Origin of the sequence: Pseudarthrobacter sp. 1C304, assembly GCF_052245515.1 — a bacterium.
In the GTDB taxonomy this organism is placed as follows: domain Bacteria; phylum Actinomycetota; class Actinomycetes; order Actinomycetales; family Micrococcaceae; genus Arthrobacter.
Window position 1 is genome coordinate 20,097 of record NZ_JBQQCH010000014.1, and the last position, 24,705, is coordinate 44,801.

The 24,705-nt window shown below is 68.7% G+C and carries 21 protein-coding genes; 8 read left to right on the top strand and 13 right to left on the bottom strand.

Annotated features, from left to right (window positions below):
* The first annotated feature begins 158 nt into the window (after positions 1-158).
* Both ACTWQD_RS17905 and ACTWQD_RS17910 read left to right on the top strand, forming a co-directional pair.
* Positions 159-4,082, top strand: coding sequence for a Pls/PosA family non-ribosomal peptide synthetase (locus ACTWQD_RS17905; protein WP_443197488.1), 3,924 nt, complete (start codon positions 159-161; stop codon positions 4,080-4,082).
* A 38-nt stretch (positions 4,083-4,120) separates the two neighbouring features.
* Positions 4,121-5,506, top strand: a complete 1,386-nt coding sequence (locus tag ACTWQD_RS17910) for a M1 family metallopeptidase (protein WP_443197470.1) — start codon at positions 4,121-4,123, stop codon at positions 5,504-5,506.
* 108 nt (positions 5,507-5,614) lie between these two features.
* On the opposite strand, the gene ACTWQD_RS17915 is transcribed toward ACTWQD_RS17910, so the two are convergent.
* The 4 genes from ACTWQD_RS17915 to pheS form a co-directional block, all read right to left on the bottom strand.
* On the bottom strand, positions 5,615-7,372 hold the full coding sequence (locus ACTWQD_RS17915) for a DUF222 domain-containing protein (RefSeq protein ID WP_443197471.1): 1,758 nt from the start codon (positions 7,370-7,372) through the stop codon (positions 5,615-5,617).
* Positions 7,373-7,854: 482 nt separating this feature from the next.
* Entirely contained in the window at positions 7,855-8,508 is a 654-nt protein-coding gene (locus ACTWQD_RS17920; RefSeq protein WP_443197472.1) for a 4'-phosphopantetheinyl transferase family protein, read from the bottom strand.
* Positions 8,509-8,528: 20 nt separating this feature from the next.
* Entirely contained in the window at positions 8,529-11,072 is a 2,544-nt protein-coding gene (gene pheT / locus ACTWQD_RS17925) for a phenylalanine--tRNA ligase subunit beta (protein WP_443197473.1), read from the bottom strand.
* Between the two features lie 2 nt (positions 11,073-11,074).
* Positions 11,075-12,136 carry a phenylalanine--tRNA ligase subunit alpha gene (gene pheS / locus ACTWQD_RS17930; protein ID WP_066434996.1) on the bottom strand — a complete coding sequence of 354 codons (1,062 nt, stop codon included), beginning with the start codon at positions 12,134-12,136 and terminating at the stop codon, positions 11,075-11,077.
* A 230-nt stretch (positions 12,137-12,366) separates the two neighbouring features.
* Here pheS and ACTWQD_RS17935 point away from each other — a divergent pair, with 230 nt between their 5' ends.
* On the top strand, positions 12,367-12,831 hold the full coding sequence (locus ACTWQD_RS17935; RefSeq protein ID WP_443197474.1) for a hypothetical protein: 465 nt from the start codon (positions 12,367-12,369) through the stop codon (positions 12,829-12,831).
* On the top strand, positions 12,828-13,466 hold the full coding sequence (locus ACTWQD_RS17940) for an SIMPL domain-containing protein (RefSeq protein ID WP_443197475.1): 639 nt from the start codon (positions 12,828-12,830) through the stop codon (positions 13,464-13,466). Before ACTWQD_RS17935 ends, ACTWQD_RS17940 begins: the two co-directional genes overlap by 4 nt.
* A 23-nt stretch (positions 13,467-13,489) precedes the next feature.
* Here ACTWQD_RS17940 and pcp read toward each other — a convergent pair whose 3' ends face one another.
* Positions 13,490-14,131, bottom strand: coding sequence for a pyroglutamyl-peptidase I (gene pcp, locus ACTWQD_RS17945; RefSeq protein WP_443197476.1), 642 nt, complete (start codon positions 14,129-14,131; stop codon positions 13,490-13,492).
* 171 nt (positions 14,132-14,302) lie between these two features.
* Between pcp and ACTWQD_RS17950 the strand changes: the two genes are divergently transcribed.
* A complete protein-coding gene (locus ACTWQD_RS17950) occupies positions 14,303-15,610 on the top strand; it encodes an Rv2578c family radical SAM protein (RefSeq protein WP_443197477.1) in 1,308 nt (435 codons plus the stop codon).
* Here the strand turns inward: ACTWQD_RS17950 and ACTWQD_RS17955 are convergent.
* The 4 genes from ACTWQD_RS17955 to ACTWQD_RS17970 form a co-directional block, all read right to left on the bottom strand.
* Positions 15,607-16,980, bottom strand: a complete 1,374-nt coding sequence (locus tag ACTWQD_RS17955; protein ID WP_443197478.1) for an NAD(P)(+) transhydrogenase (Re/Si-specific) subunit beta — start codon at positions 16,978-16,980, stop codon at positions 15,607-15,609. The two genes, ACTWQD_RS17950 and ACTWQD_RS17955, sit on opposite strands and share 4 nt — an antisense overlap.
* Positions 16,977-17,294, bottom strand: a complete 318-nt coding sequence (locus tag ACTWQD_RS17960; RefSeq protein WP_443197489.1) for an NAD(P) transhydrogenase subunit alpha — start codon at positions 17,292-17,294, stop codon at positions 16,977-16,979. Before ACTWQD_RS17960 ends, ACTWQD_RS17955 begins: the two co-directional genes overlap by 4 nt.
* Positions 17,294-18,445, bottom strand: a complete 1,152-nt coding sequence (locus ACTWQD_RS17965; protein ID WP_443197479.1) for a Re/Si-specific NAD(P)(+) transhydrogenase subunit alpha — start codon at positions 18,443-18,445, stop codon at positions 17,294-17,296. The genes ACTWQD_RS17960 and ACTWQD_RS17965 overlap by 1 nt, the downstream gene beginning before the upstream one ends.
* Positions 18,446-18,531: 86 nt before the next feature.
* The gene (locus ACTWQD_RS17970) at positions 18,532-18,987 is read right to left on the bottom strand and encodes a (deoxy)nucleoside triphosphate pyrophosphohydrolase (protein ID WP_443197480.1); all 456 of its coding nucleotides are present in this window, start codon (positions 18,985-18,987) and stop codon (positions 18,532-18,534) included.
* Between the two features lie 172 nt (positions 18,988-19,159).
* Between ACTWQD_RS17970 and ACTWQD_RS17975 the strand changes: the two genes are divergently transcribed.
* Positions 19,160-20,368, top strand: coding sequence for an MFS transporter (locus ACTWQD_RS17975; protein WP_443197481.1), 1,209 nt, complete (start codon positions 19,160-19,162; stop codon positions 20,366-20,368).
* Positions 20,369-20,542: 174 nt separating this feature from the next.
* Positions 20,543-20,809: a GlsB/YeaQ/YmgE family stress response membrane protein gene (locus ACTWQD_RS17980; protein ID WP_443197482.1), complete on the top strand. Its 267-nt coding sequence runs from the start codon at positions 20,543-20,545 to the stop codon at positions 20,807-20,809.
* Positions 20,810-20,948: 139 nt separating this feature from the next.
* On the opposite strand, the gene ACTWQD_RS17985 is transcribed toward ACTWQD_RS17980, so the two are convergent.
* From ACTWQD_RS17985 to infC, 4 genes are all read right to left on the bottom strand, one after another.
* Positions 20,949-21,860, bottom strand: a complete 912-nt coding sequence (locus ACTWQD_RS17985) for a TrmH family RNA methyltransferase (RefSeq protein WP_443197483.1) — start codon at positions 21,858-21,860, stop codon at positions 20,949-20,951.
* Between the two features lie 64 nt (positions 21,861-21,924).
* Positions 21,925-22,389 (bottom strand): 50S ribosomal protein L20, encoded by a 465-nt coding sequence (rplT, locus tag ACTWQD_RS17990; protein ID WP_443197484.1) that lies wholly within the window; start codon positions 22,387-22,389, stop codon positions 21,925-21,927.
* A gap of 119 nt (positions 22,390-22,508) precedes the next feature.
* Positions 22,509-22,703, bottom strand: coding sequence for a 50S ribosomal protein L35 (gene rpmI / locus ACTWQD_RS17995; protein ID WP_009358635.1), 195 nt, complete (start codon positions 22,701-22,703; stop codon positions 22,509-22,511).
* A gap of 115 nt (positions 22,704-22,818) precedes the next feature.
* Positions 22,819-23,862 (bottom strand): translation initiation factor IF-3, encoded by a 1,044-nt coding sequence (gene infC, locus ACTWQD_RS18000; protein ID WP_443197485.1) that lies wholly within the window; start codon positions 23,860-23,862, stop codon positions 22,819-22,821.
* Positions 23,863-24,265: 403 nt separating this feature from the next.
* Here infC and ACTWQD_RS18005 point away from each other — a divergent pair, with 403 nt between their 5' ends.
* Positions 24,266-24,652: a DUF1844 domain-containing protein gene (locus ACTWQD_RS18005; protein WP_066434949.1), complete on the top strand. Its 387-nt coding sequence runs from the start codon at positions 24,266-24,268 to the stop codon at positions 24,650-24,652.
* Positions 24,653-24,705: the final 53 nt, after the last annotated feature.

Consider the following 24,705-nt stretch of genomic DNA (forward strand, 5'->3'; position numbering starts at 1 on the left):
CCAGGCTCAGGAACAGACCATGGGGAACCGCGTGCGAACATCGCCTCAGTGGCGGACTATTAACACAAAGCGAACCCGGAAACCTTCCGTTCACCTAGGCCGGAGACCATCCCCCTGTGACTGATCACCAAGCGCAACCCGGCGGCCCGCCGCAGGCCCTGGCCACCGTCAGCCCCGACTTCCTGCCGCAGCTTCCGGGGTCCCTGGCCGCGCCGCCGGAGCAAACCCTGGTTGATATCCTGCGGCACACCGCAGCCCGCTTTCCGGAGGCTTCCGCCCTCGACGACGGCCACGAGTCACTCAGTTACGCCCAGCTCATGGCGGCTGTCAGGGCCACGGCGAAGGAGCTGCACCTGGCCGGCCTCGGCGCCGGGGACAAGATCGGCGTGCGGATTCCGTCCGGCACCAACCTGCTGTACGTCTCAATCCTCGCCATCCTGATGGTCGGGGCCGCCTACGTCCCGGTCGACGCGGACGACCCGGAGGAACGCGCCCGGCTGGTGTTCGGCGAAGCCGGCGTCGCAGGCATAGTGCGCGGGGGCGGTGACATTGTGACGGAGGGCCAGCGGCCCCGCCCGTTCCGTGCTCCGAGGCTGCCCGGCCCGGACGACGACGCCTGGGTCATCTTCACGTCGGGTTCCACCGGCACCCCCAAGGGCGTGGCGGTCCAGCACCGTTCCGCCGCGGCCTTCGTCGACGCCGAAGCCCGGCTCTTCCAGCAGGGGGATCCTGTCGGGACGCAGGACCGCGTCCTGGCGGGACTCTCGGTCGCCTTCGACGCTTCCTGCGAGGAGATGTGGCTCGCGTGGCGCCACGGAGCCTGCCTGGTCCCGGCACCGCGCGCCCTGGTCCGGACCGGCATGGACCTGGGCCCGTGGCTGATCAGCCACGGCATCACGGTGGTGTCCACGGTGCCCACGCTGGCCGCGCTCTGGCCGGTGGAGTCCCTGGAGAGCGTCCGCCTGCTGATCTTCGGCGGCGAAGCGTGCCCGCCGGACCTCGCCGAGCGGCTCGCCGTCGAGGGCCGCGAGGTCTGGAACACTTACGGGCCCACCGAGGCCACCGTGGTCGCGTGCGCCGCGCCGCTGGGCGGGCCCGGACCGGTCCGGATCGGCCTGCCGCTGGACGGCTGGGACCTGGCCGTGGTGGATGACCGGTCCCGGCCCGTCGCGGAGGGCGAAGTCGGCGAACTGATCATCGGCGGCGTCGGCCTTGCCCGGTACCTGGACCCGGCCAAGGACGCCGAAAAGTATGCCCCCATGCCCTCACTCGGCTGGGCACGCGCCTACCGCTCGGGCGATCTGGTCCGTTACGAGGCCGCGGGGCTGATCTTCATGGGCCGAGCCGACGAACAGGTCAAACTGGGCGGCCGGCGGATCGAGCTGGGCGAAATCGATGCCGCCCTGCAGTCGCTCCCGGACGTCGCGGGCGCGGCCGCAGCGGTGCAGACGACGGCGGCAGGGAACCAGATTCTGGTCGGCTACCTCGCGCCGGCAGGCGGCAAGGACCTGGACCTTGCCGCCGCGCGGGAACTGCTCGGGGGCAGCCTGCCGGCGCCGCTGATCCCGCTCCTGACCGTGGTGGATTCGCTGCCCACCAAGACCAGCGGCAAAGTGGACCGGCATGCGCTGCCGTGGCCCCTGGCGGGGGCCGGCGCCGCCGACACCGAGGCGGCCCCGCTGAACCTCCCGGACGACGCGGCGTGGATCGTGGAGCAGTGGAGCTCGGTCCTGGGCAGCACCGCGTCCAGCCTCGACGCCGACTTCTTCGCCTACGGGGGCGGGTCCCTCGCCGCCGCCCAGCTCGTCTCGGCGCTCCGCGTACGCTACCCCACCATCACGGTGGCGGACATTTATGCCACTCCCCGTGTCGGGGCACTGATCGACGTTGCGCGGCAGTCGCTGCCCGACGGCGGCGCCGTGGCCCCCGCGGAACGCGTGGTCCGCCGCACGGCCCGCAGGTCGCAGGTCTTCCAGACGCTGATGGGCGTCCCGCTGCACATCCTGGTCGGCATGCGCTGGCTGACCTACCTGATGGCGGCCAACAATCTTCTCTTCGCGTTCGCCGGCTTCACGGCGGCGCCCACACTCTCGTGGTGGTGGGTGGGCGCTTCGTGGCTGGTGTTCGTCAGCCCGGCAGGCCGGATGCTGATCTCGGTCGCGGCGGCCCGGCTGCTGCTCCGCAACGTGGTCCCGGGTACGTACCCGAGGTCCGGCCGGGTGCACCTGCGACTGTGGCTGGCCGAACAGATCCAGGACCTGGCCGGCGCCATCAGCCTGGCCAGCGCCCCGTGGGTGCCGTACTACGCCCGAGCCCTCGGTGCGAAAATCGGCGACAACGTCCAGCTGCACTCGCTGCCGCCCGTCACGGGCCTGCTCTCGCTCGGCAGCGGCTGCAACGTGGAGCCGGAGGTTGATCTGTCCGGCTGGTGGATCGACGGCGACGTCGTACACATCGGGGCCATCCGGATCGGTCCCGGCGCCACCGTCGGGGCGCGCAGCACGCTGATGCCCGGCGCCACGATCGGCGCCGGAGCAAAAGTGGAGCCCGGCTCGGCCGTGCTGGGCAAGGTGAAGTCCGGGCAGCTCGTCGCCGGGTCCCCCGCCGAGCGCCGCGGCAAGGCCAAGCCCGCCCGGCCGGAGACTCCCCCGCACCATCCGCTGATCGGGCGGCTCTGGTTTGCCGGGTTCGCCGGCGCCTCCGCCGTCCTGGCCCTGATCCCCTACGTCTCGGCCGCCGCAGCGGCGCTGGTGGTTTTTGGCTTCATCCGCGGCAGCGAATCGCTGGGCGCGGCGCTCCCGCAGCTCCTCCTGTCCCTTCCAGCCGCGGCCCTGGCCTGGTTCCTGTCGAACCTCGTGCTGATCCTGGCGACCACCCGGCTCCTGGGCGTGGGCCTGGCCGAGGGGTACTACCGGGTGCGCAGCCGGATCGGCTGGCAGGTCTGGGCCACGGAACGGGTGCTGGACCTGGCCCGCGACCTGCTCTTCCCCATTTACGCCAGCCTCTTCACACCGGCCTGGCTCCGCCTGCTCGGGGCCCGGATCGGCAAAAACGTGGAGGCTTCAACCGTCCTGCTGATTCCCAAGATGACCACGGTCGGCGAGGGCGCCTTCCTGGCCGACGACACCATGGTGGCGTCCTACGAGCTCGACGGCGGTTGGTTGCGGATTGCGCCGGCCAAGATCGGCAAACGCTCTTTCCTGGGCAACTCCGGCATGACGGGTGCCGGGCGCAATGTGCCCAAGAACTCCCTCGTGGCAGTGCTGTCGGCGACGCCCGCGAAGGCAAAATCCGGGACCTCGTGGCTGGGGAGCCCGCCGGTCCGGCTCCGGCGCACCGCCATCGCCTCGGATGACACCAGGACGTTCCAGCCGCCGCTGAAACTCAAGGTTGCCCGGGCGCTGTGGGAGCTGTGCCGGTTCGTCCCCGTGGTGACGACGCTCGCGATCGCCGCCGGGGTGTTCGTCGCCTTCGACTGGCTGGCCGCCGTGTTCAACTACGGCATCGCGGCGCTCCTCGGCGGCGTCGTGATCCTGGCTGCCGGCTTCGTGGCCGCCGGGAGCGCCGTCGTGGCGAAATGGCTGCTGGTGGGTCGCATCAAGCCCGGGGAGCATCCGCTGTGGAGCTCTTTCATCTGGCGCAACGAGGTGGTGGACACGTTCATCGAAATGGTCAGCGCTCCCTGGTTCGCCCGCTCTGCCAGTGGCACCCCGGCGTTGGTCTGGTGGCTCCGCGCGCTGGGGGCGAAAATCGGGCCCGGCACATGGTGCGAAAGCTACTGGCTGCCCGAAGCGGACCTGGTGACCCTGGGCCGGAATTCCACGGTGAACCGCGGCTGCGTGGTCCAGACCCATCTGTTCCACGACCGCGTCATGAGCATCGACACTGTTACGCTCGATGACGGGGCAACGATGGGGCCGCACGGAGTCATCCTCCCGCAGGCCCGCATCGGCAGCGGCGGCACAGTGGGCCCGGCGTCCCTCGTGATGCGGGGCGAAACAGTGCCCGCCGGCACCTACTGGATGGGCAATCCAGTGAGCCCCTGGGCCGGCCCGGCCGTGCCCGCCCCCAAACTGAAGTAGCCACGCCCGTCCGCACCTGCAAGCGCGAAAGCCGGTTCATGAGTTCCATTTTTCCAAGTTCCACGGCCGCCTCCGGGGGCGTCGGCGGCCCCCCGGCGGACGATGTTGCCGCCTCGCCCGATCCGTACCTGCCCGGCCACGGAACCGACGCCTACCGGGTCACCCGCTACGAACTCGAACTCGACTACAAACTCAGCAGCAACCGCCTGAACGGGCGGGCGGTGCTGCACGCTGTGACGGAACGGCCGGCGTCGGCCATTGTGCTGGACCTGACGGGGCTTCGGGCCACCAAGATCCAGCTCAGCGGGCGCAGAGTCCGGAAGTTCAGCCAGCGCGCCGACCAACTGGTGATCGTGCCCGAAGCGGCCCTGCTGCCGGGACAGGAATTCACCCTGGACATCCGGTACGAGGGCAACCCTGCTCCCCGCCGCGGGCTGTGGGGCGAAGTGGGCTGGGAGGAGCTGACCGACGGTGTCCTGGTGGCAGGGCAGCCGAACGGTGCGCCGTCCTGGTTCCCGTGCAACGACCACCCCAAGGACAAGGCGAGCTACCGGATCTCGGTGACCACGGATGCCAACTACCGGGCCGTGTGCAACGGGATCCTGGTGTCCCGTACCAGCCGGTCCAGCCGCGAGACCTGGGTCTATGAGCAGTCCGAGCCGATGTCCACCTACCTCGCCACGGTCCAGATCGGCCGCTATGAGTTGTTGGCCCTCGACACTGTCCGGCAGCCATCCCACATTCCCCAGTTCGCCGCGGTTCCGGCCGAGCTTGCGGACGCGGCCCGGACGGGGCTGGCGAAGCAGCCGGAGATGATGCGCACCTTCATCAATTGCTTCGGCCCGTACCCTTTCGCCGAATACACGGCGGTGGTCGCGGGGGACGTCCTGGAAATCCCGCTGGAAGCGCAGAGCCTGTCGATCTTCGGCCCCAACCACCTCAAGCTGGATTGGGAGTCCCAGCGCTTGATTGCGCATGAGCTGTCGCACCAGTGGTTCGGGAACTCGCTCACAGCGGCCTCGTGGCGGGATATCTGGCTGCATGAGGGCTTTGCCTGTTACGCCGAATGGATCTGGTCCGAGGAGTCCGGCGTGTTGACGGTAGCCCGCCGGGCCGCCGCGGCATGGCGGAAGCTCGCCACCAGCAAGCAGGACCTGCTGGTGGGCGACCCCGGCCCGGAGCTGATGTTCGATGACCGGGTGTACAAGCGTGGCGCACTGGCGCTGCATGCCCTGCGCCTGCGGTGCGGTGATTTGGCCTTTTTCTCCCTGCTGCATGACTGGGTGGCACAGAACCGCCATAGTTCCGTGTCGACCCAGCAGTTCATCCTCACGGCCGACCGTGCCACCGGCCTCGATACCGAGTCCCTGCTGCACCCGTGGCTGTACCAGGAGGCCCTGCCGCCGCTCCCGACCGCAGGCTGATCCGTCCGCATCCTGCTCATTGACTCAGGAGCGGCAGCACCTTCCGTGAAACCGGCGCCGCCGCGTGGGACAGTCGCCGTGGTTGTTCGGGGCCTGTGCCACGGCTGGTCAAGCAGCGGTGAACTGGTACCAGTCCGCGGATATGTCTCGGGGCAGCTCCATGTCGGGATCCCATCCTGGGTCTTCCGGGTCCCTTTCCGGTTCAGGTTCCCGGCCTGTGGCGAACCGGTACCATTCCGCGAACGGGTCTGGAGGCGGCTCCATGTCGGGGCACCATCCGGGGTAGACAGGCAGTTCCGAATCAAGCAGATCGTCAGGTGCGTAGCCTGGGAACCCAGTCTCGAACAGACCCCAGTCCGCGCCAGGATCCGGGCTCTTGCCGGTGAGTGGGAGGGTGTCCGGCCAGTGGGGTGGTTCCCAGTCCTGGTGTTCGCTGGGGTAGGTCCGTCCGGTCGGTGAGGTCCAGCCGGGCGGGCTCTCCTTGGTGGCTCCGGCGGGTGTCCAGGCGGTGGTGTGTTTGAGGCGGTGGTGTTTGCGGCACGGCTGGCCAAGGTTGGTGATCCCGGTGGTTCCGCCGTCAGCCCAGGCCAACAAGTGGTCCGCATCGTTGTCGAGCGACGGGTTGTTGCAGTTCGGGAAGGAGCATTTGGCGTCGCGCAGGCGCAGCCATTGCCGCAGGGCCTTGGTGACCCGGTAGCTGGTTCGGCCGATTTCCAGCGGCGCCCCGTCCCGCGGGTCGACCAGGACCCGGTGGAACGAATCCGCACCATCAGCGACCAGGCGGCGGGCCATGGACGGCGGGATCGGCCCGTACCCGTCCAGCATCGCCGGTTCCTCCGTCACCCCCAGCAGCGACATCACCGGGACAGTGACCAGAACCTGCGCCCGCGGCACCGGCACACCAGAACCCACAACACCCACGCTCCCAATGTCCCCGCCGGCAGCGTCATCCGTCCCGCCGGTGTTGTTGCCGGTGTTGTTGCCGGTGTTGCCTCCGAGGAGGAGGGTGGCGGCGACGTCGGCACGGAGCTGGGTGAGGGTCCGTGGCTCGTCCGGGCCCTGCAGCGCCCTTGCCCCGGCGGTGGTCCGGTTCCAGATTCCTGCCACGGTCTCCGCCGGAAGGTACGCGTTGAACCAGGCCATGCCGTCGTTGTCCGGGACGAACTCGACCCGCCGGTCCGCCGTGCACTTTCTGTGGCGGGTTTCGATGCTCACCGGGTGGTGGCGTTCCCGCCACGTGCGGGCCTTGGCACGGAACCGTCCCGGCACGAGTTCCCCGGCCGGGCACCCCCTGGCCGGGTCCGGTACGGCCGGGTCCAAGAAATGCGCCTCCAGCGCCGCCGCCCCCGCGGCGTCCAGATTCGCCGTCTCGTCCACCATAATCCGGGCGTGCTGCCACGAGAACGTCCCGGCACCCAACGCCGCCAAAGTCAGCGGCAGGCGCGCGGTCAACGCCACACACTCACACAGAAACGCCCCGGCCGAACGCTCCGAGACGGTCAGGACACCGGCGACCTCGGCGACCTCCGCCATCTCCTGCGCAGTGCCGGACGCCTCGGGCGCCGCCAACGCCTTGGTTGTGTGCAGGTACTCCGCGGCTACCAGGACCTTCAACGCCGCGCTCTGCGCCTCCACCCGAGCAAGCCCCGCCAAACCGTCCAGGCACGCATCCGCCAGATCCCGCAACGGATCCCCACCCTCCAACGGCCCAGAACCATCCTGAGGAGAACCCACATCGGGAGGACCGCCGGCAGGAAGGCCGGATGGACCCGCGGCGCCCACCGAGGCAGCCAGCGCCGCAGCGGACGCGGCCAAAGCCTCCGCCGCCTCCCGAACCTCCGCACTGAAAACAACCCTGTTTTCCATACCCACATCGTCTCAAGACGCACCGACAAAAAGCCGACCCCAGCCGCCGTCGGGCAGAAACTGGCACCCCCATACCGGGCGCGCTGACTTCATGCGGCACAACACACACGGGGGAAGGCCTACGTGGCCTCCCTGCATCCACAAGGAGATGCGCAGACCGCAGCGTGGCCGCCCAGGGTCGCCGCAGGAATCCGTTTGAACACTGCAGTAGGCTTGCCAAGTCCACGTCGGACAGCGACTCCAGGGGGAACAGGTGGGCTTTGTACTAACCGCCACATTCGTGGCCATTTTCTTTTACATCCTTTATGGGGTCATCCGGGCGGCGACGCGGGACGGAATCATTGCAGCTCGTCAATCCGAAAAGGCCGGGGCAACCACACCTGGCCGTGGAGAGAGCCATAGCGATCCCGCGTAGGCGGCTACCCGACGAAATGCGCCATGGGCGTCTGCACCACGCGTTGGGATGACCGAACCTCGCCCGGCTACGTTCCGCCGAGGACTGCAAGCGCGGCCGCGAATTCGGGCGGCAGGCCCAGTTCCGCCGGATCCAGGTCCATGAGGCGGGTGCTGTCGGGGAAATCCGCGAAGGCTTCAACGGTGGCCGGGTCGGTCCGCAGCCCGGTGCCGTGCGCCTTCAGCAGGGCTTCCTTGCGCGCCCACGCGGAGGCCCGCCAGCTTGGCGCCTGCTCCGGCGGGACGGCGGCGAGCAGTTCCCGCTCCCCCGGAGTCAGGACGACATCGTCGAACCCGGCGAACCCGACGCCGGACATATGTTCCAAGTCGACGCCGACCGCCGCCCCGCTGCCGGCTGCCAGAAGTGCCCAGCCTCGGCTGCGGGAAAGGCTCAGGAAGACGCCGGTGGGCGCGCCGGCCAGCAGATAACCGGGCCGCCCGTGGTCAATCTCAGGTCCCGATCCGCAGTCCGGGCACGCCGAGGCGGCAGTCAGGTCAGAGGGCTGGACCCCAAGAACGACGGCGGCGAAGTCCCGCAGGGCAATCCGGCCGGCCAGGAACTCCCGCCGGGCTGCGGAGTCCCTGATGCCCGCGGCCCGCGAGTGTTCAGCGGCATCAAGGAAGGCCTCCCCGTCCGGTCCGACGTCGGCAAGACGAACGGACCGGACGGTGATCCCGGCCACGGCGAGCGTTCCGCCATACTTTAGCGTTGGACTGCTCCAAAGCGCTCATGGGCCACAGCCACGGCGCCTTCGCGGGCAGCGGAGGCCTCGTCGGCGGTGAGAGTGCGGTCCACGGCCCGGAACCGCAGGCTGAAGGCCAGCGACTTCTTGCCGTCTTCGATGCCCTTGCCGGCGTAGACGTCAAAGAGGGCCACGTCTTCCAGCAGTTCACCCGCACCCTCACGGAGGGCCGCCAGTACTTCTTCCGCCGGGATGTCCTGCGGCACCACCAGGGCCACGTCCTGGGTGGCTACCGGGTACGTGGAGATGTGCCGGGCAACGATCACGTCGGCCGCGGCCTCGAAGAGGGCGTCCGCGTTGAACTCGAGCGCCACCGAACGGGCCGGCATGTCGTGGGCGGCCAGCAGCTTGGGGTGCAGCTCGCCGGCGTAGCCGAGGACCGTTCCCGTGCGGAGCGCCAGCTGGGCGGTCCGCCCCGGGTGGAAGGCCTGGTGTTGGCCCTGGCTGACCACAATGTCCACGCCGAGCACATCGCCGGCGGTCCGGGCGATGTCCAGGGCATCGGCCCAGTCCCACGCCCGGGGCGTGTGGCCGGCTGCGGCCGGTGAATCGTGGCCGGTGAGCACTGCGGCGACGTACAGCGGCTGGTCCGGCACGCCGTCGTACAGTCCGTCCAGCACCTCGTCGCCCGGCCTGACGCCCAGCGGCGGGATGGACGCCGTGCCGAGCGTGTCGCCGGGCAGGAACACGAGGCCGGCCTCGAACAGGGCCAGGTCGCGGAAACCGCGGGAGTGGTTGCGCTTGGCGACCTCGATCAGGCCCGGCAGGATCGAGGTGCGGAGGTAGCCCTGCTCCTCGCTGATCGGGTTGGCGAGCTTGAGGGCCTTGCGCGGCGCCCCTTCCACAGGCACACCGAAGGTGTCGTTGGCGGCCTTGGAGACGAAGGGGTACGCGAGGACCTCGGTGAGGCCGGCGGCGGCCAGGGCCTGCACAAGGCGCCGGCGCTGCTGCTGGGTGCGGGTCAGGCCGCGGCCGGGAGGTGCCACCGGAAGGCTCGCGGGGATCTGGTCGTAACCGACCAGCCGGGCGATCTCCTCGGAGAGGTCCTCCTTGGTTTCCAGGTCGTTCCGCCAGCTCGGGGCAGTGACGGTGTAGCCGGCGTCTGTCACTACGACGACGGCGCCCAGGTCCTCGAGCGAGGTGACCACCTGTTCCTGCGTGAAGTCGATGCCGATCCGTTCCGCGGCGAAGGCCGCCGGGAGCTCGACGGTGACAGTCTCCGGTGCGGTCCCGACGTCGGTCCCGGCCTCATCGGCGGTGCCGCCGGCGAGCTCGACCAGCAGGTCGACCACGCGCTGCGCGGCGGTGCCTGCGACGTGCCAGTCCACGCCGCGTTCGAAGCGCTTGGAGGCTTCGGACGGGAGCTTGTGGCGGCGGCGGGAGCGTGCAATGGACACTTCATCGAAGTGCGCGGCTTCAACAAGGATGTTCGACGTCGAATCGCTCACCTCGGTGGCCGCGCCGCCCATCACGCCGGCAATGCCGATCGCGCCGGAACCGTCGGTGATCAGCAGGTCCTCGACGTCGAGCGTACGGACCTTCTCGTCCAGGGTGGTGATCTTCTCCCCCGCCACGGCCCGGCGGACCACAATGTCGCCCGAGAGCTTGTCGAGGTCGTAGCAGTGCGTGGGCTGCCCGAGCTCGAGCATGACGTAGTTGGAGATGTCCACGGGCAGGGAAATGGAGCGGATCCCCGCGAGCCGGAGCCGGGAGGTCATCCACGGCGGCGTGGGTTTGGTGGCATCCACGCCGCGGACGGTGCGGACCACGAAGCGGTCGCAGCCGGGCTTGCCGTAGATCGGGGCGTCGTCGTTGAGTTTGACGGTGTAGCCGCCGGCAAGTTCCGCGGGCGCCTGGACGTTCGACGCCGGGTCGGTGAAGGACGTGCCGGTGGCGTGGGCGTACTCGCGGGCCACGCCGCGGATCGAGAACGCGTAGCCGCGGTCCGGGGTGACGTTGATTTCGGCGGCCTGGTCGTAGAGGCCCAGCAGGTCCATGGCGTCGGTGCCGACTTCCGGGTCCAGCCCGACCCGGGACAGCACCAGGATGCCGTCGTGGTCCTCGCCGATGCCCAGCTCGCGGACGGAGGCGATCATGCCGGCGGACAGGTGGCCGTACGTCTTCCGCGCGGAGATGTGGAAGTCGCCCGGCAGCACGGCACCCGGAAGGGTGACCACCACCTTGTCGCCTTCCACGAAGTTGTGGGCGCCACAGATGATGCCCTGCACTCCGGACGGGTCGATGCCGTCACCGGTGAGGCGCTGCTGCTGGCCCTCGGGGACCACGCGGACCTGGCACCAGTTGATGGTTTTGCCGTTGGTCTGCGGTTCCTTGACGATGCTGAGGACCTGGCCCACCACGATCGGACCGCGGAGGGTGTCCGTGGGACGGTGCACGGCTTCTTCTTCAAAGCCGACCTTGACCAGGTCCGCCATGACGTCTTCGGCCGTTGCATCGGCCGGTACCTGCGCGAATTCACGCAGCCAGGAAAGTGGGATACGCACTGTTAGATCTCCATCCCGAAGTGCTCGCTGAAACGTACGTCGCCTTCGATCATGTCGCGCATGTCGCCGACCTCGTTGCGGAACATCAGGGTCCGCTCGATGCCCATGCCGAAGGCAAAACCTGAATAAATGTCCGGATCGATGCCGGCGGCGCGGAGCACGTTGGGGTTGACCATGCCGCAGCCGCCCCACTCGATCCAGCTGGGACCGCCCTTGGCCCCCGGGTGCCAGATGTCCAGCTCGGCGGACGGCTCCGTGAAGGGGAAGTAGTTGGGTCGCAGGCGGATCTGGGCCTCGTCGCCGAACATCTGGCGCGCGAAGTGCTCCAAGGTGCCGCGGAGGTCTGCCATGCTGAGCTTCTTGTCGATGGCCAGGCCCTCGAACTGGTGGAACACCGGGGTGTGGGTGGCGTCGAGCTCGTCGGTGCGGAAGACCTTGCCGGGGCACAGCACGTAGATGGGCAGCTCGCGTTCCAGCATGGACCGGACCTGGACCGGGGACGTGTGGGTGCGCATCAGCAGGTGGGCCTCGGGCGGTTCCACGAAGAAGGTGTCCTGCATTTCGCGGGCGGGGTGGTCCGGCTTGAAGTTCAGTGCGTCGAAGTTGAACCACTCGGACTCGACCTCGGGACCCTCGGCGATCTCCCAGCCCATGCCGACGAAGATGTCCGCGACGCGGTCCTGCAGCGTGGACAGCGGGTGGCGTGCGCCGGCACGACGGCGGCGCGGAGCGGCCGTGACGTCGACCGTCTCCTCCACCAGGATGCGGGCGTCGTTCTCTGCTTCGAGCTCCGCCGTGCGGTCCGCGAGCGCCTTGTTGACGCGTCCGCGGGACGCGCCCATCAGCTTGCCGGCGGCGGCCTTCTGGTCTTTCGGCAGCCCGCCGATCTCACGGTTGGCGAGGCTCAGCGCGGACTTCTCGCCGGTGTGCGCGAGCCGCACGGCCTTGAGTTCGTCGAGCGTGGAAGCGGCGGCAATGGCGGCTACGGCCTGGTCTACGGCGGCGGTGATGGCGGCTTCATCCAGGGGATTCGGGACGCCTGCGCCCGGCAAAGTTTCAGTCATCTACTGTTCTTAGCTACGAGTCGGTTCATGCCGACGGGCACGGGACCATCAGGGATGCAGGACCGGCGCGTCGGCAAAGGACAGGGCTCGCCAAAACAGCTGCGGCGGGCACTCGCCTCCAGTCTAGTTGAACGGGCCCACCTGCCTGAACGTGACGGCCCACCCAGGGCAGGCGTGCAGCGGGCCGCGGATTCGTGTCCCGCGGGCGGGTCCCGGGCTAGCATGGCCTCATGACGCCGGGACAGCGGCTGCGGCAGGTGGCCAACGTACTGAACGCAACAACTCCGTTGGGGTTGCTGCTGGCCGGCTGTGCCCGCGCCCCCGTGCAGCGTGGCCCCCGGGGACTGCTGATTGCCACCGGGTACCGCTGGCGGCTGCCCTTCGCCGGGGCCTTCACTGTCGGCAACGTGGTGATTTTCCGCGCCGGGCCCGCGGAAGCCGCGAACAACCCTGTGCTGCTGGGCCACGAGGAGCGCCACTGCACGCAGTACGCCTGGTGCCTTGGACTGCCCTTCCTGCCACTGTATTTCCTCGCCGCCGGCTGGTCCCTGGCCCGTACCGGCAACCCGGGCTCCTGGAACTTCTTCGAACGGCACGCCGGGCTGCAGGCCGGCGGCTACCCCGAGCCCAGGCGGGCCCGCCATGACCGGCCGGACGCTGCCGGCATTCCCCGAGCAGAACGAGGCACACCATGAATGACGACGCCAGGACCATCTCCGTCACCGGTTCCGGCAGTGCGGAAGCCGCGCCGGACCTGCTGACCCTTTCCATCGGCGTTGAATGCCGCCGGGAGGATGTCGGGGCAGCTTACGGCGAGGCGGGCCGCGTCTCCGCGGCCATCGCGGCGGTGCTCCGGGGCCACGGTGTGGCGGACCCGGACATCACGACGTCGGGCCTTAACGTCCGCGCGGAGGTGAACTGGCAGGAGGGGCGGGGCCAGGTGGTGACGGGATACGTCGCGTCCAGCGCGCTGAGCGTCCGGATCAGGGACCTGCAGTCCTCATCCGCGGTCATCGCCGCCGCCGTCGAGGCCGGCGGCAACGACGTCAGGCTCAACGGGCTGGAGCTGGGCTTCGCCGATCCCGCGGCCGTCACCGCCCGCGCCCGCGAGGCCGCCTGGCAGGACGCGCTCACGTCTGCCGGGCACTTCGCGTCCCTTGCCGGCGCCACACTCGGCAAGGTGGTGTCCCTGACGCAGCAGACGGGCTACCCGGCCCCGATCCCGGTGGCGAAGATGCAGCGGGCCGCCGCCGTCGAATCCTTGACCGTGGAGGCGGGCGAAGCCAGCATCAGCGCCACCATCAACGTTGTCTGGGAACTGCTCGGCTGAGGACGCCGGCCGGCAGATCTCCGCTAGTGCGTCGCTCCGGCGGCGATCCTGAGGTCCGCGGTGGTCGCCGAAGCAGTACGGGCGACGACGGCGAGCGCCTCGGCCTGCTGCTCCAGCGGCAGCGCCGGAGCCGAACTACCCGGCGGCAGCTGGCCCGGCTCGTAGGGCACGTGGACAAAGCCTCCCCGGGTGCCGGGCCGAAGCCGCAGGGCGTGCATCAATCCGTAGAAGACGTGGTTGCAGACGTAGGTGCCCGCCGTCTGGGACACCTCGGCGGGGATATCAGCCGCCGTGAGGGCCGCGAGCGCCGCTTTCACCGGAAGGGTGCTGAAATACGCCGCCGGTCCCCCGTGGACCACCGGCTGGTCCACCGGTGCGTTGCCGGCATTGTCCGGAATCCGTGCGTCGTCGCAGTTGATCGCCACCCGTTCCAGCGAGATCCGGGGCCTGCCGCCGGCCTGGCCTGCGCAGATCACCAGCCCGGGACGGTGCTGCTCCAGCGCACTTTCCAGCACGCGGATGGCTTCCCCGAACACGCAGGGCAACTCCACGGCCTGCGCCTCGAAGCCCTCTGCCCGCAACCGGACCGCGGCCTCCTGCGCGGCCAGCCAGGACGGATTGGTGCTGTGGCCGCCGAACGGCTCGAACCCTGTCAGGAGAATCATCGCCCCAGCCTAGCAACGCCCCCCGGCGCCCGCGGCTGCCCGGCAGGCGGCATGGATCGGTCACTGGCGGCGACACTGGACTGCGATGCTGCCCGGGCGCGCGGGCCGCACCCCCAGGAATGAGCCCGCGCCGCCCTTGACTTTGACTCGAACATATATTCGAATGGAGCGATGAGATGGGACGCACAAGCACTGAAGCCAGCGCCCGGAGATTCCGGCCCCACCGGCGGGGCGCCTATTGACGGAACCCCGAACGGCGGGACGCCTATTGACGCGGCCGAAGGCGGCGGAACCTCCGGCCCCGGACTGCCCGCGACGACGGCAGGGCGCACCCAGCCCCCGGCTGCCGATGCGCTGCTGCCCCTGATAGGGCTGGTGCGGTCCGTTTCCACCCCCGAGTTTGCCGGCGTCACTTTCCACGAGGTCACCGCCAAATCGGTGCTCAACAAAGTGGCGGCCGGTTCGCGGATGCCGTTCGAGTGGACCATCAACCCGTACCGCGGCTGCAGCCATGCCTGCGTCTACTGCTTCGCCCGGAAGAGCCATACCTACCTCGACTTCGACGCCGGACTGGACTTTGACAGCCAGGTGGTGGTGAAGATCAACGCCGCGGAGGTCCTCCGCCGGGAACTCGCCAAGCCCTCCTGGCAGCGGCAGCACGTGGCCCTGGGCACCAACACGGACCCCTACCAGCGGGCCGAGGGCCGGTACCGGCTCATGCCCGGCATCATCGGCGCCCTGGCTGATTCCGGCACTCCCCTGTCCATCCTGACCAAGGGCACGCTGCTGGCCCGGGACATTCCGCTCCTGAAACACGCCGCTGCCCAGGTCCCTGTCGGCGTGGGGATCTCGCTGGCCATGACGAACGAGAGCCTCTCCGAAGCCGTGGAGCCCGGAACGCCCGGTCCCCGCGCCCGGCTGAAGCTCATCACCCGGCTCCGGGAGGCAGGGCTGCCCTGCGGGGTGATGGCCATGCCCATCCTGCCGTGGCTGTCCGACAGCGACGAGGCGCTCGATGCTCTTTTCGGCGCCCTGGCCGCGGCGGGAGCCACCGGAGTCACCGCAGGAGCGCTTTACCTCAAGCCCGGAACCCGGGAGTGGTTTATGCAGTGGATTGCCAGGGAGCACCCGCAGCTCGCCGGCAAGTACCGGCGGCTGTACGGCACGGGGTCCTACGCCTCCAAGGAGTACCGGGACTGGCTCGCCGGGCGCATCCGGTATTTCAAGGCCCGGCACGGCTTTTCCGGATCCCATGGTTTCAGCCACCGCGACGTCAACGATCACCCCGGCAGCTTTGAACCGGCGAGTGACCACAACAATACGGGCCACGGCAACACGGACCACGGCAACACGGACCACGGCAGCCTTGACCCCCGGGACGAGGAAGCGCAGTACCCCGCCGGCAGCATCCCCGAACCGGCCGCCTTTCACAGCGCGGCGCGCGAAACAGCAGCGGCCGCGCAGCCCACCCTCTTCTAGAGCGCCTTCACGGCGCCCAGTACCCGGGTGAGCGAGTCCTTGGCGTCGCCGAAGAGGAGCGTGGTCTTCGGGTCGAACAGCAGCTCGTTGTCGATCCCGGCGAAACCCGGACGCATGGACCGTTTGAGGAATACCACCTGCCCGGCCTGGGCCACCTCGAGGATGGGCATCCCGTAGATCGGCGCCCCGGGCGTGCTTTTTGCGGCCGGATTGACCACATCGTTGGCGCCCACCACGAGCACCACGTCGGTGGTGGGGAACTCCGGGTTGGCTTCCTCAAGCTCCTTCAGCGCTTCATAGGGCACGTTGGCCTCCGCGAGGAGGACGTTCATATGGCCTGGCATGCGCCCGGCCACCGGGTGGATGGCAAACACCACGTCCACGCCGCGGGCCGTCAGGGCCGTGGCGAGCTCGGCAATGGTGTGCTGGCCCTGCGCCACGGCCAACCCGTAACCGGGAACAATGACCACGCGCTGCGCATAGCCGAGCTGCACAGCGACGTCCTCGGGGGACGAGGAACGGACCGGCCGGTCGCTCTGGGCGGTTGATCCGGCCGTGGAGCCGCCCCGGAAGGCGCCAAACATGATGCCCGCCACCCCGCGGCCCATTGCGGAGGCCATCACCTTGGTCAGGATGGTGCCGCTGGCCCCGACCAGCGTTCCGGCAACCACCAGCAGCACGTTCCCCAGCACCACGCCGGAGGCCGCGACCGCGAGGCCGGTGAAGGCATTCAGCAGCGAGATCACGATCGGCACGTCGGCCCCGCCGACCGGGAGCACCAGCAGGACTCCGCCCGCCAGGCCGAGCACCAGCAGGGCCAGCGCCCAGCCGGCTGACCCGGTGAGGACCACAACGGCACCGGCGGTGACCGCCCCCAGCACCACAACGCCCATCACCACCGGCATGCCGGGAAAAAGCAGGGGGCGGGTGCTGATGAGTTCCTGCAGCTTCCCGACCGTGACGGCCGAGCCGGCAAAGGACACGGCCCCGACCAGCATGGTGAAGACGACGGCCAGCCGCACCCAGGGATCCGCCGTGTGGCCGAGCTCCAGCACCGCCACGAGGGCGGCGGCTCCGCCGCCCACACCGTTGAACAGCGCCACCAGCTGCGGCATCTGGGTCATCTGCACCCGCCGCGCCACGGGTACTGCCACGGCGGAGCCCAGGGCGATCGCGGCCAGGATCAGCGGGATATTCTCCAGTTCCGCGGAGAGAAACACTGTTGCCACGGCCACGAGGGCACCGGCGGCTCCGATGGCGTTGCCCCGCCGGGCAGTCCGCGGCGAACTCAGCCCCTTCAGCGCGAGGATGAAGCAGACGGACGCCACAAGGTAGAGCAGCGCGGTCCAGCCGGGGCCGAGGATGCTCATGTCCCGTCCTCCCGCGCATCCGTCCGGGGCCGGGCACGCTTGCGGCCGCCGAACATCTCAAGCATCCGGTCGGTCACCACGAATCCGCCCACCAGGTTGGCGGTCGCCAGGACCACGGCGAGGAGCGCGACGGCCAGCAGCCAGGGGTCGGTGGCCTGGCCGGCCACAATGATGGCGCCCACCAGGATGATGCCGTGGATGGCGTTGGCACCGGACATCAGCGGGGTGTGCAGCTTGCTTGTCACTTTGGACACCACTTCGAACCCCACAAAAACGGCGAGTACCACCACCGTCAGCAGCGTGACCGGATCCATCATTTCAGCGCCTTCAGGGCTTCAGCGGTGGGGTCATGACGGACCGTTCCGCCGTGGGTCAGGCAGGCCCCGGCCACCACTTCGTCGTCGAAGTCCGGAACGACGGCGGCGTCCGAAGTCATGAGGGCCAGCAGGTTCGCGACGTTCTTGGCGAACAGCCGGGACGCGTCGGAGGGCATCGCCGAGGCCGCGTCCTGCAGGCCCACCAGGGTCACGGACCCGCCCTCGACGGGCACCTGGAGGTCCCGGCCCGGGACGACTCCTTCGACATTGCCGCCGGATTCTGCCGCGAGGTCGACGACGACCGACCCGGCGCGCATTCCGGCCACCATCTCCCTGGTCACCAGCAAGGGGGCCGCGCGGCCGGGGATGGCCGCCGTCGTGATGAGGACATCCGCGGCCGCGACGTGCGGGGCCAGGAGCGCGCGCTGGCGCAGGGCCCGGTCCTGGCCGAGCTCCCGGGCGTAGCCGCCGGCCCCTTCCGCGGCAGGCCCTTGGGAGTCCAGGTCCAGCCGGATGAACGTGCCGCCCATCGAGGCGACCTCGTCGGCGGAGGCTGCCCGGATGTCGTTGGCAGAGACCCGCGCTCCCAGCCGCTTCGCGGTGCCGATCGCCTGCAGCCCGGCGACCCCGGCCCCCAGCACCAGCACACGGGCGGGCGGAATGGTTCCGGCGGCCGTCATGTACAGCGGAAAGAACCGCGGGTAGCGCAGGGCGGCCTCCAGCACGGCCCGGTAGCCGGACACCAGCGACTGGGAACTGAGCGCATCCATGGACTGGGCCCGCGAAATGCGCGGCACCAGCTCCAGCGCAAACGAGGACACGCCGGCGGCGGCGAGGGCGGCGACGGTTGCCAGTTCGGACGCGGGGGACGCAAATCCGATCGTGATGGTGCCGGGCAGGAGCTCCGCGGCGGCCGCAGGCTCAAGCGGCCGGACATGCAGCAGGATGTTCAGGCTCTCCGGGGCCAGCCGGGAAACGATCGACGCGCCGGCCGCGGCGAAGGCGGCGTCCCCAAACCCGGCCTCGGCGCCGGCGTTGCCCTCAACTGCCACGTCCAGGCCGAGGGCGATGAGCTGCTGCACTGTCTCCGGAGTGGCCGCAACCCGCCTCTCCCCCGCACGCTGCTCCCGCCTGACGCCGACCTGCACGGGCTGCTCCTCTCGATTCGCTTCAGCGTAGCCACATGCGCCGCTCTTTGGCGAGAGGCCCGGCCACAGCGGCCCGGCTCAGCCGTTCAGCGCGCGGCCAAGGCAGCGGCTCCGGAGACCCGGAGGGTGTCAAGCAACGCTTCCACGATCGGCAGGTCAGCCGGGATCCAGGGTAGGCCCAGCACCTCGCCGCGGTTGCGGAGGCTGACCCAGCGCAGCTCATCGTGGTCCTGCAGGGGCCGGGGAACGCCGTCGAGCAGTTCCGCGAACCACACCCGCATCGCGGCGCGCTCGTTGAGCGGCCAGCCGTCGGCGGACCCGCTGTCCAGTTCGGCGCCCAGCCGGACGCTGATGCCGAGCTCTTCCCGCAGCTCCCGGTGCAGGGCCTGTTCTGCGGTCTCGCCGGACTCCACCTTGCCGCCAGGGAACTCCCACATGCCGGCGAAACGGGGCGGCGACGTCCGCCGTGCCACGAGCAGACTGCCGGGGTCGGCCAGGGAATCAAGTACCGCGCCGCCGGCAACGCGTATCAGTCCAGTCACGCACCAAGTCTAGGGGCGGCACCGGTGTAGGGGAGAATGGAAGCGGCGGCCTTCGGCGGGGACCGGAATATCGGAAGCCCCCGCCCCGTTACACACACCAACCCCACACATCAGATTTAACTTGCCGCATTTATCCCGGCCTGGCCCGGGAACGTTCCTGAAAAGCAGACGAATGACAACCACCACCCATGCCCCGGCGGCGCCCAAAACCGGGACCCGCCACCTTGCCCTCGCCATCCTTGCCCTCGCCATGGGCGGATTCGGCATCGGCACCACGGAGTTCACCATGATGGGCCTGCTCAAGGAGGTGGAGCAGGGACTGAACATCAGCACCCCCGAAGCGGGCCACCTGATCTCGGCTTACGCCCTGGGTGTTGTGATCGGAGCCCCGCTGCTGGCCGCCGTCGGCGCAAAAATGCCGCGGAAGTACCTGGCCCTGGGGCTCATGCTGTTCTTCAGCATCGCGAACCTGACGTCCTTCATCGCACCCGACTACGGCACCATGCTGGTGTCCCGCTTCGCCGCCGGCCTGCCGCACGGCGCGTTCTTCGGCGTCGCGGCCGTCATCGCCGCGTCACTGGTTGCACCGACCAAGCGCGGCTGGGCCATTTCCATGGTCATGGCAGGGCTGACCGTCGCCAACGTCATCGGCGTCCCCTTTGGCACCTGGCTGGGCCAGACCTACGGCTGGCGGCTGCTCTTCCTGCTGGTGGGCCTGATCGGCATCCTCACCCTGGTGATGCTGTGGAAATTCGTTCCGTTCCAGAAGCCGCACGCCGATGCGAGCTTCCGCCGCGAACTGGGCGCCCTGAAGCGGCTCCAGGTCTGGCTGGCGATCCTGATCGGCATCGTCGGCTTCGGCGGGTTCTTCGCCACCTACACCTACATCGCCCACACCATGACGTCCGTGGCAGGAATTCCCGCCGCCTGGCTTCCGCTGGTGGTGGCGCTGTACGGGCTGGGCATGGTGGCCGGCAACATTGTGGGCGGCCGGATCGCTGACAAGTCCGTGATGGGCACCATCTACTGGGTTCTGCCGGGCATCGCCGTCGCCCTGGTGGTCTATGCCGTGGCCGTGCACTGGCCCTGGTCCGCCTACGTGATGGTCTTCGTCGTCGGCGCCGCCGGGGCACTCCTGGTCCCCGCGCTGCAGACCCGGCTGCTGGATGCCTCCCCGGACGCACCCTCGCTGGCCTCCTCGCTGAACCACGCCGCCCTCAACGTCGCCAACGCCCTCGGCGCCTTCCTCGGCGGCCTGGTGATCGCCTGGGGCTGGGGTTACGTGGCACCCGCGCTGGTCGGTGCCGTGCTGGCAGTCCTGGGCCTCGGCGTGGCCGCCGTCAGCGGCCTGGTGGAACGCAGGAGGCCGCTCTCCCGCTAGCCGCGGATGCGGCCGCCGGGCACCCGCCGCGGGGCCTGTTTGCAGGCAACGGCGCAGGTCACCGGGCAGGTAACGATTGAGTATTGCTCTGCTGACAAGCAAACCCGCCTATGTTAGCTTGAAGCCATAATCGGGATTCACCATTTGGATGCCGACGAATATGTAGGAGGAGTAATGGGCTTTCTTGGCTGGATCATTCTCGGACTCATAGTAGGTGCAATCGTCAAGGCAGTTATGCCTGGCAGGGTGGGCGGCGGCTGGGTCACCAGCCTCGTGCTCGGCGTTGTCGGCGCAGTCGTCGGCGGCTGGATCGGGGACCTGCTGTTCGGCGGCGGCACCATGGAATTCTGGAATCTCGGTTCCTGGATCATGGCCATTGTCGGTGGCCTGGTGGTTGCCGGCGTGTACGGCGCCATCACAGGACGCAACAAGACCTCATAACTGCACATGTACGACGGCGGGGGCCCACCTTTCGGTGGACCCCCGCCGTACTTTTATGCCCGTACTTTTATGCCCGTACCGTTATGCCCAGCCGGCTGGTCACAGCGGGTAGAGGACTCTGGCGCAGGCAGTGCTGCCGCTAGTCCTGCGCTTTCGCACCGGCCTGCTGCGCCCGGGCGCTGGCATAGAGGCATACGGTCGCCGCGGTCCCGAGGTTGAGGCTTTCGGCGGACCCGTAGACGGGCACGGCCACGCGGTGGTCGGCCACGGCGAGTTCCTCCTCGGACAGGCCCTGCGCCTCGTTGCCGAAAAGCCACGCAGTGGGGCCCTCCAGGGCGTAGTCCGAAACCGCGGATGCCGCCCCCATGCGGCGGGCCGCGTTCTGGTCCTGCAGGACATCGAGGTTCAGCTGGCCGTACCCGTCCGCGGCGAGGACGCCGATGCCGCGCTCCTTGCACCGGGCCGCCACTTCCGCGACGTCGGCGCCCAGCACAACAGGCAGGTGGAACAGCGATCCCGCCGTGGAACGGACCGCCTTGGGGTTGTAGATGTCCACGCTGGCACCGGTCAGGATGACGGCGTCGGCCCCGGCCGCGTCGGCGGCCCGGAGCACGGTGCCGGCATTGCCGGGATCACGGACCTGGCACAGCACGGCAACCAGGGTGGGGCCGGCGTCGAGAACTTCTTCAAGGGTGGCGTCAAGGTGGCGGCACACGGCGACGATGCCCTGCGGGGTCACGGTGTCAGCCATCGCGGCGAGCACGTCGTCCGTGGCGAGGTAGGCGCTGACGCCCTCCGCCAGTGCTTCCAGCTCCGGGTGGCGGTCCAGGCAGGACTCGCTGGCGTAGACCTCAAGAACAATACCGGGCTCCCCCGCGGCAACCCGCTTTTGGTGCAGGGCGAGGGCCTCCCGGACCGCCTGCGGCCCTTCCGCCAGGAACTCGCGGCGCTTTAAACGGGCCGGGCGCCCGGCAAGCTGTGCCACCTTCCTCACCCGATCAGCTCGGGGATTGGAAAGTAGAAAGTCTTGCGGGCGCCCGGATTCGTTCATATAAGAACCTTAGTGGCTTTTACGGCCGGTCCCTGAACGGGGTGTTCCTGAAACTATTTCAGTACTACTCAGCAGCCTTGTCAGCGGCCGGCTTCTTGGCGGCAGCCTTCTTGGCGGCCGGCTTCTTCGCAGCCGATGCAGCTGCAGCCTGGACGGCCGGAGCGGAGGTGTCGGCGGGGAGCGCGTCCTTGGCGATCTTGACCAGCGCGGCGAAAGCGTTGGCGTCGGAGACGGCGAGCTCGGCCAGCATGCGGCGGTCAACCTCGACCTCAGCGGCCTTGAGGCCCTGGATCAGACGGTTGTAGGTCAGGCCGTTGGCGCGGGATGCAGCGTTGATGCGCTGGATCCAGAGGCGACGGAAGTCGCCCTTCTTCTTCTTGCGGTCGCCGTAGCTGTACACAAACGAGTGCAGCAGCTGCTCTTTGGCCTTGCGGTACAGGCGTGAACGCTGTCCACGGTAGCCCTTTGCGCGTTCAAGGATAACCCGGCGCTTCTTGTGGGCGTTGACCGCCCTCTTCACACGTGCCACGTGCGTACTCCTTCGAAAATCTGATCCCAAGCAACTACTGCCGGAACAACCGGCTGGCCTGAGAAGCCTTTGTGGTAGTTGACTGCTGCCAGGACAGCACCAGTCAGAGAACTTGGAACTTAGATGCCGAGCATCTTCCGGATGACCTTGGCGTCGCCCTTGAAGACGATCTTGTCGCCGGCGAGGCGGCGGGTCAGCCGTGAGGACTTGTGCTCGAGGTAGTGGCGGCGGTTGGCCTGCTGGCGGCGCAGCTTGCCGCTGCCGGTCAGCTTGAAGCGCTTCTTAGCACCGCTGTGGGTCTTCATCTTCGGCATGGGAACCGATCTCCTTACGTATCCGCAGACAAGGTCTGCAGTCTTTCGTGCAGCCGCCCCTGCGGGCGGCATGCTGGTTTCTTGCTGCCGGACATTGCTGTCCTGCAGCCCTGAACTAGTTGGTCTTCTTGGTGCCCGGCTTGGCTGCAGCCTTCGGCGCAGCCGGCCGTGCGGCAGGCTTCGGAGCCGCGGGACGCGGAACCGGCTTCGGCGCAGCAACCGGCTTCGGTGCTGCCGCCGGAGCGGCCTTCTCAGCCTCAGGAGCCTTCGCGGCTTCCGGGGCCTTCGCGGCTTCGGGGGCCCTTGCTGCGGCCTTCGGCGCCGCCGGCGCCTTGGCTACTGCCGGCTTGGCAGCAGCCTTGGGGGCTTCGGCCTTCGGAGCAGACTTGGGTGCCTCCTGCTTCGGCGCCTCCTGAACGGGAGCCTCCGTGGCCGGGGATTCCTGAGCGGGCGCTTCCTTAGCCGGGGTTTCCTTGGCAGGGGCTTCCTGAACGGGCGCTTCCTTGGCCGGAGCCTCGGCAGCGGCTGCTTCCGTGTGGACCTCGAACCCGGCCGGCAGAAGATCGGCCAGCGACTGCGTCATCGGGGCATCGCTGCCGGATACGTCGACGCGGCCCGAAGCCTTGGCTTCGTTCTCGGCCTTGGCTTCTGCACGCTGTGTTGCACGGCGGGCCTCGGCCTTGGCTTCTGCCTTGTTCTTCAGGGGACCAACCACCATGACCATGTTGCGGCCATCGATCCGGGGGCTGGACTCAACAACGCCAACTTCGGAGACGTCGTCGGCGAAGCGCTGGAGCAGACGGATGCCCATCTCAGGGCGCTGCTGCTCACGGCCGCGGAACTGGATCATGGCTTTGACCTTGTCACCGGCACCCAGGAAGCGGAGCGCGTGGCCGCGCTTCGTCTCGTAGTCGTGGGTGTCGATCTTCAGGCGGAAGCGGATTTCCTTCAGGACCGTGTTGGTCTGGTTCTTCCGGGCTTCGCGTGCCTTGACGGCGGCTTCGTACTTGTACTTGCCGAAGTCCATCAGCTTGCACACCGGAGGCTTGGCCTGCGGTGCAACTTCAACGAGATCAAGATCGGACTCGGCAGCCAAACGCAGGGCATCCTCAATACGGACAATTCCTACCTGTTCGCCTGCAGGGCCGACCAGCCGCACCTCGGGGACGCGGATACGCTCATTGATTCTTGGCTCGCTAATGTTAAAGCTCCTGTGTTCGTGAGGGGTATTCCACCGGCAAAAAGAGAAGGCCCCCAATTGCCGGAGCAATCGAAGGCCTCGAAGATCGGAACTGCCTGCCTCGAGTGAGGCGGCATGCATCCTTCCGGGCTGGCGCCCGGGAAAATGCCCGACCAGGTACCCGGCAACCTGGCTTCTTGCGAAGCCTCCCGAAGGAGAGCGGCTGACGCGGGTGGGAGAGAACTCCGCTTGCAAACTAAAAGTCGATTCTACAGAAGAAATCCCGTCCGGCGCACCTGCATGACGGGCATGCTGGCTGCTGACGGGCTCCACAACTGCGGTAAGTAACGACAATCAGTCGGTCTGTGACAAGCTTACCAGCATGAGCACAGCAGATAGTAATTCACATGTTTTCGAGCCCGCCGGCTCCCAGGGCGACGTTTCCCAGCAGATCCGCGACATCTCCGAGGTGCCCGCGATCGAGGTCATCACCACCGCCGCCGTGCACCTCATGAGTGCCGCCGCCGTAAAGCTCGGCCTTGCCGCTGAGGAGAACGCCGAGGAGCTCAAGGACCTGGACGAGGCCCGCAAGCTCATCACGGCCCTGGCCGGCCTGGTCACCGCCGCGGCGCCGGAGATCGGTTCCCAGCACGCCGGACCGTTGCGCGACGGGCTGCGGTCCCTGCAGCTGGCTTTCCGGGAAGAATCCATCATTCCGGATGCGCCGGGCAAGGGCCCGGGCGAGAAGTACACCGGACCCGTCAACTAGGCTCTAGCAATTAGGCCCTGCCATCGAGGCACCGGCAGCGCGGGGGGGGGGGG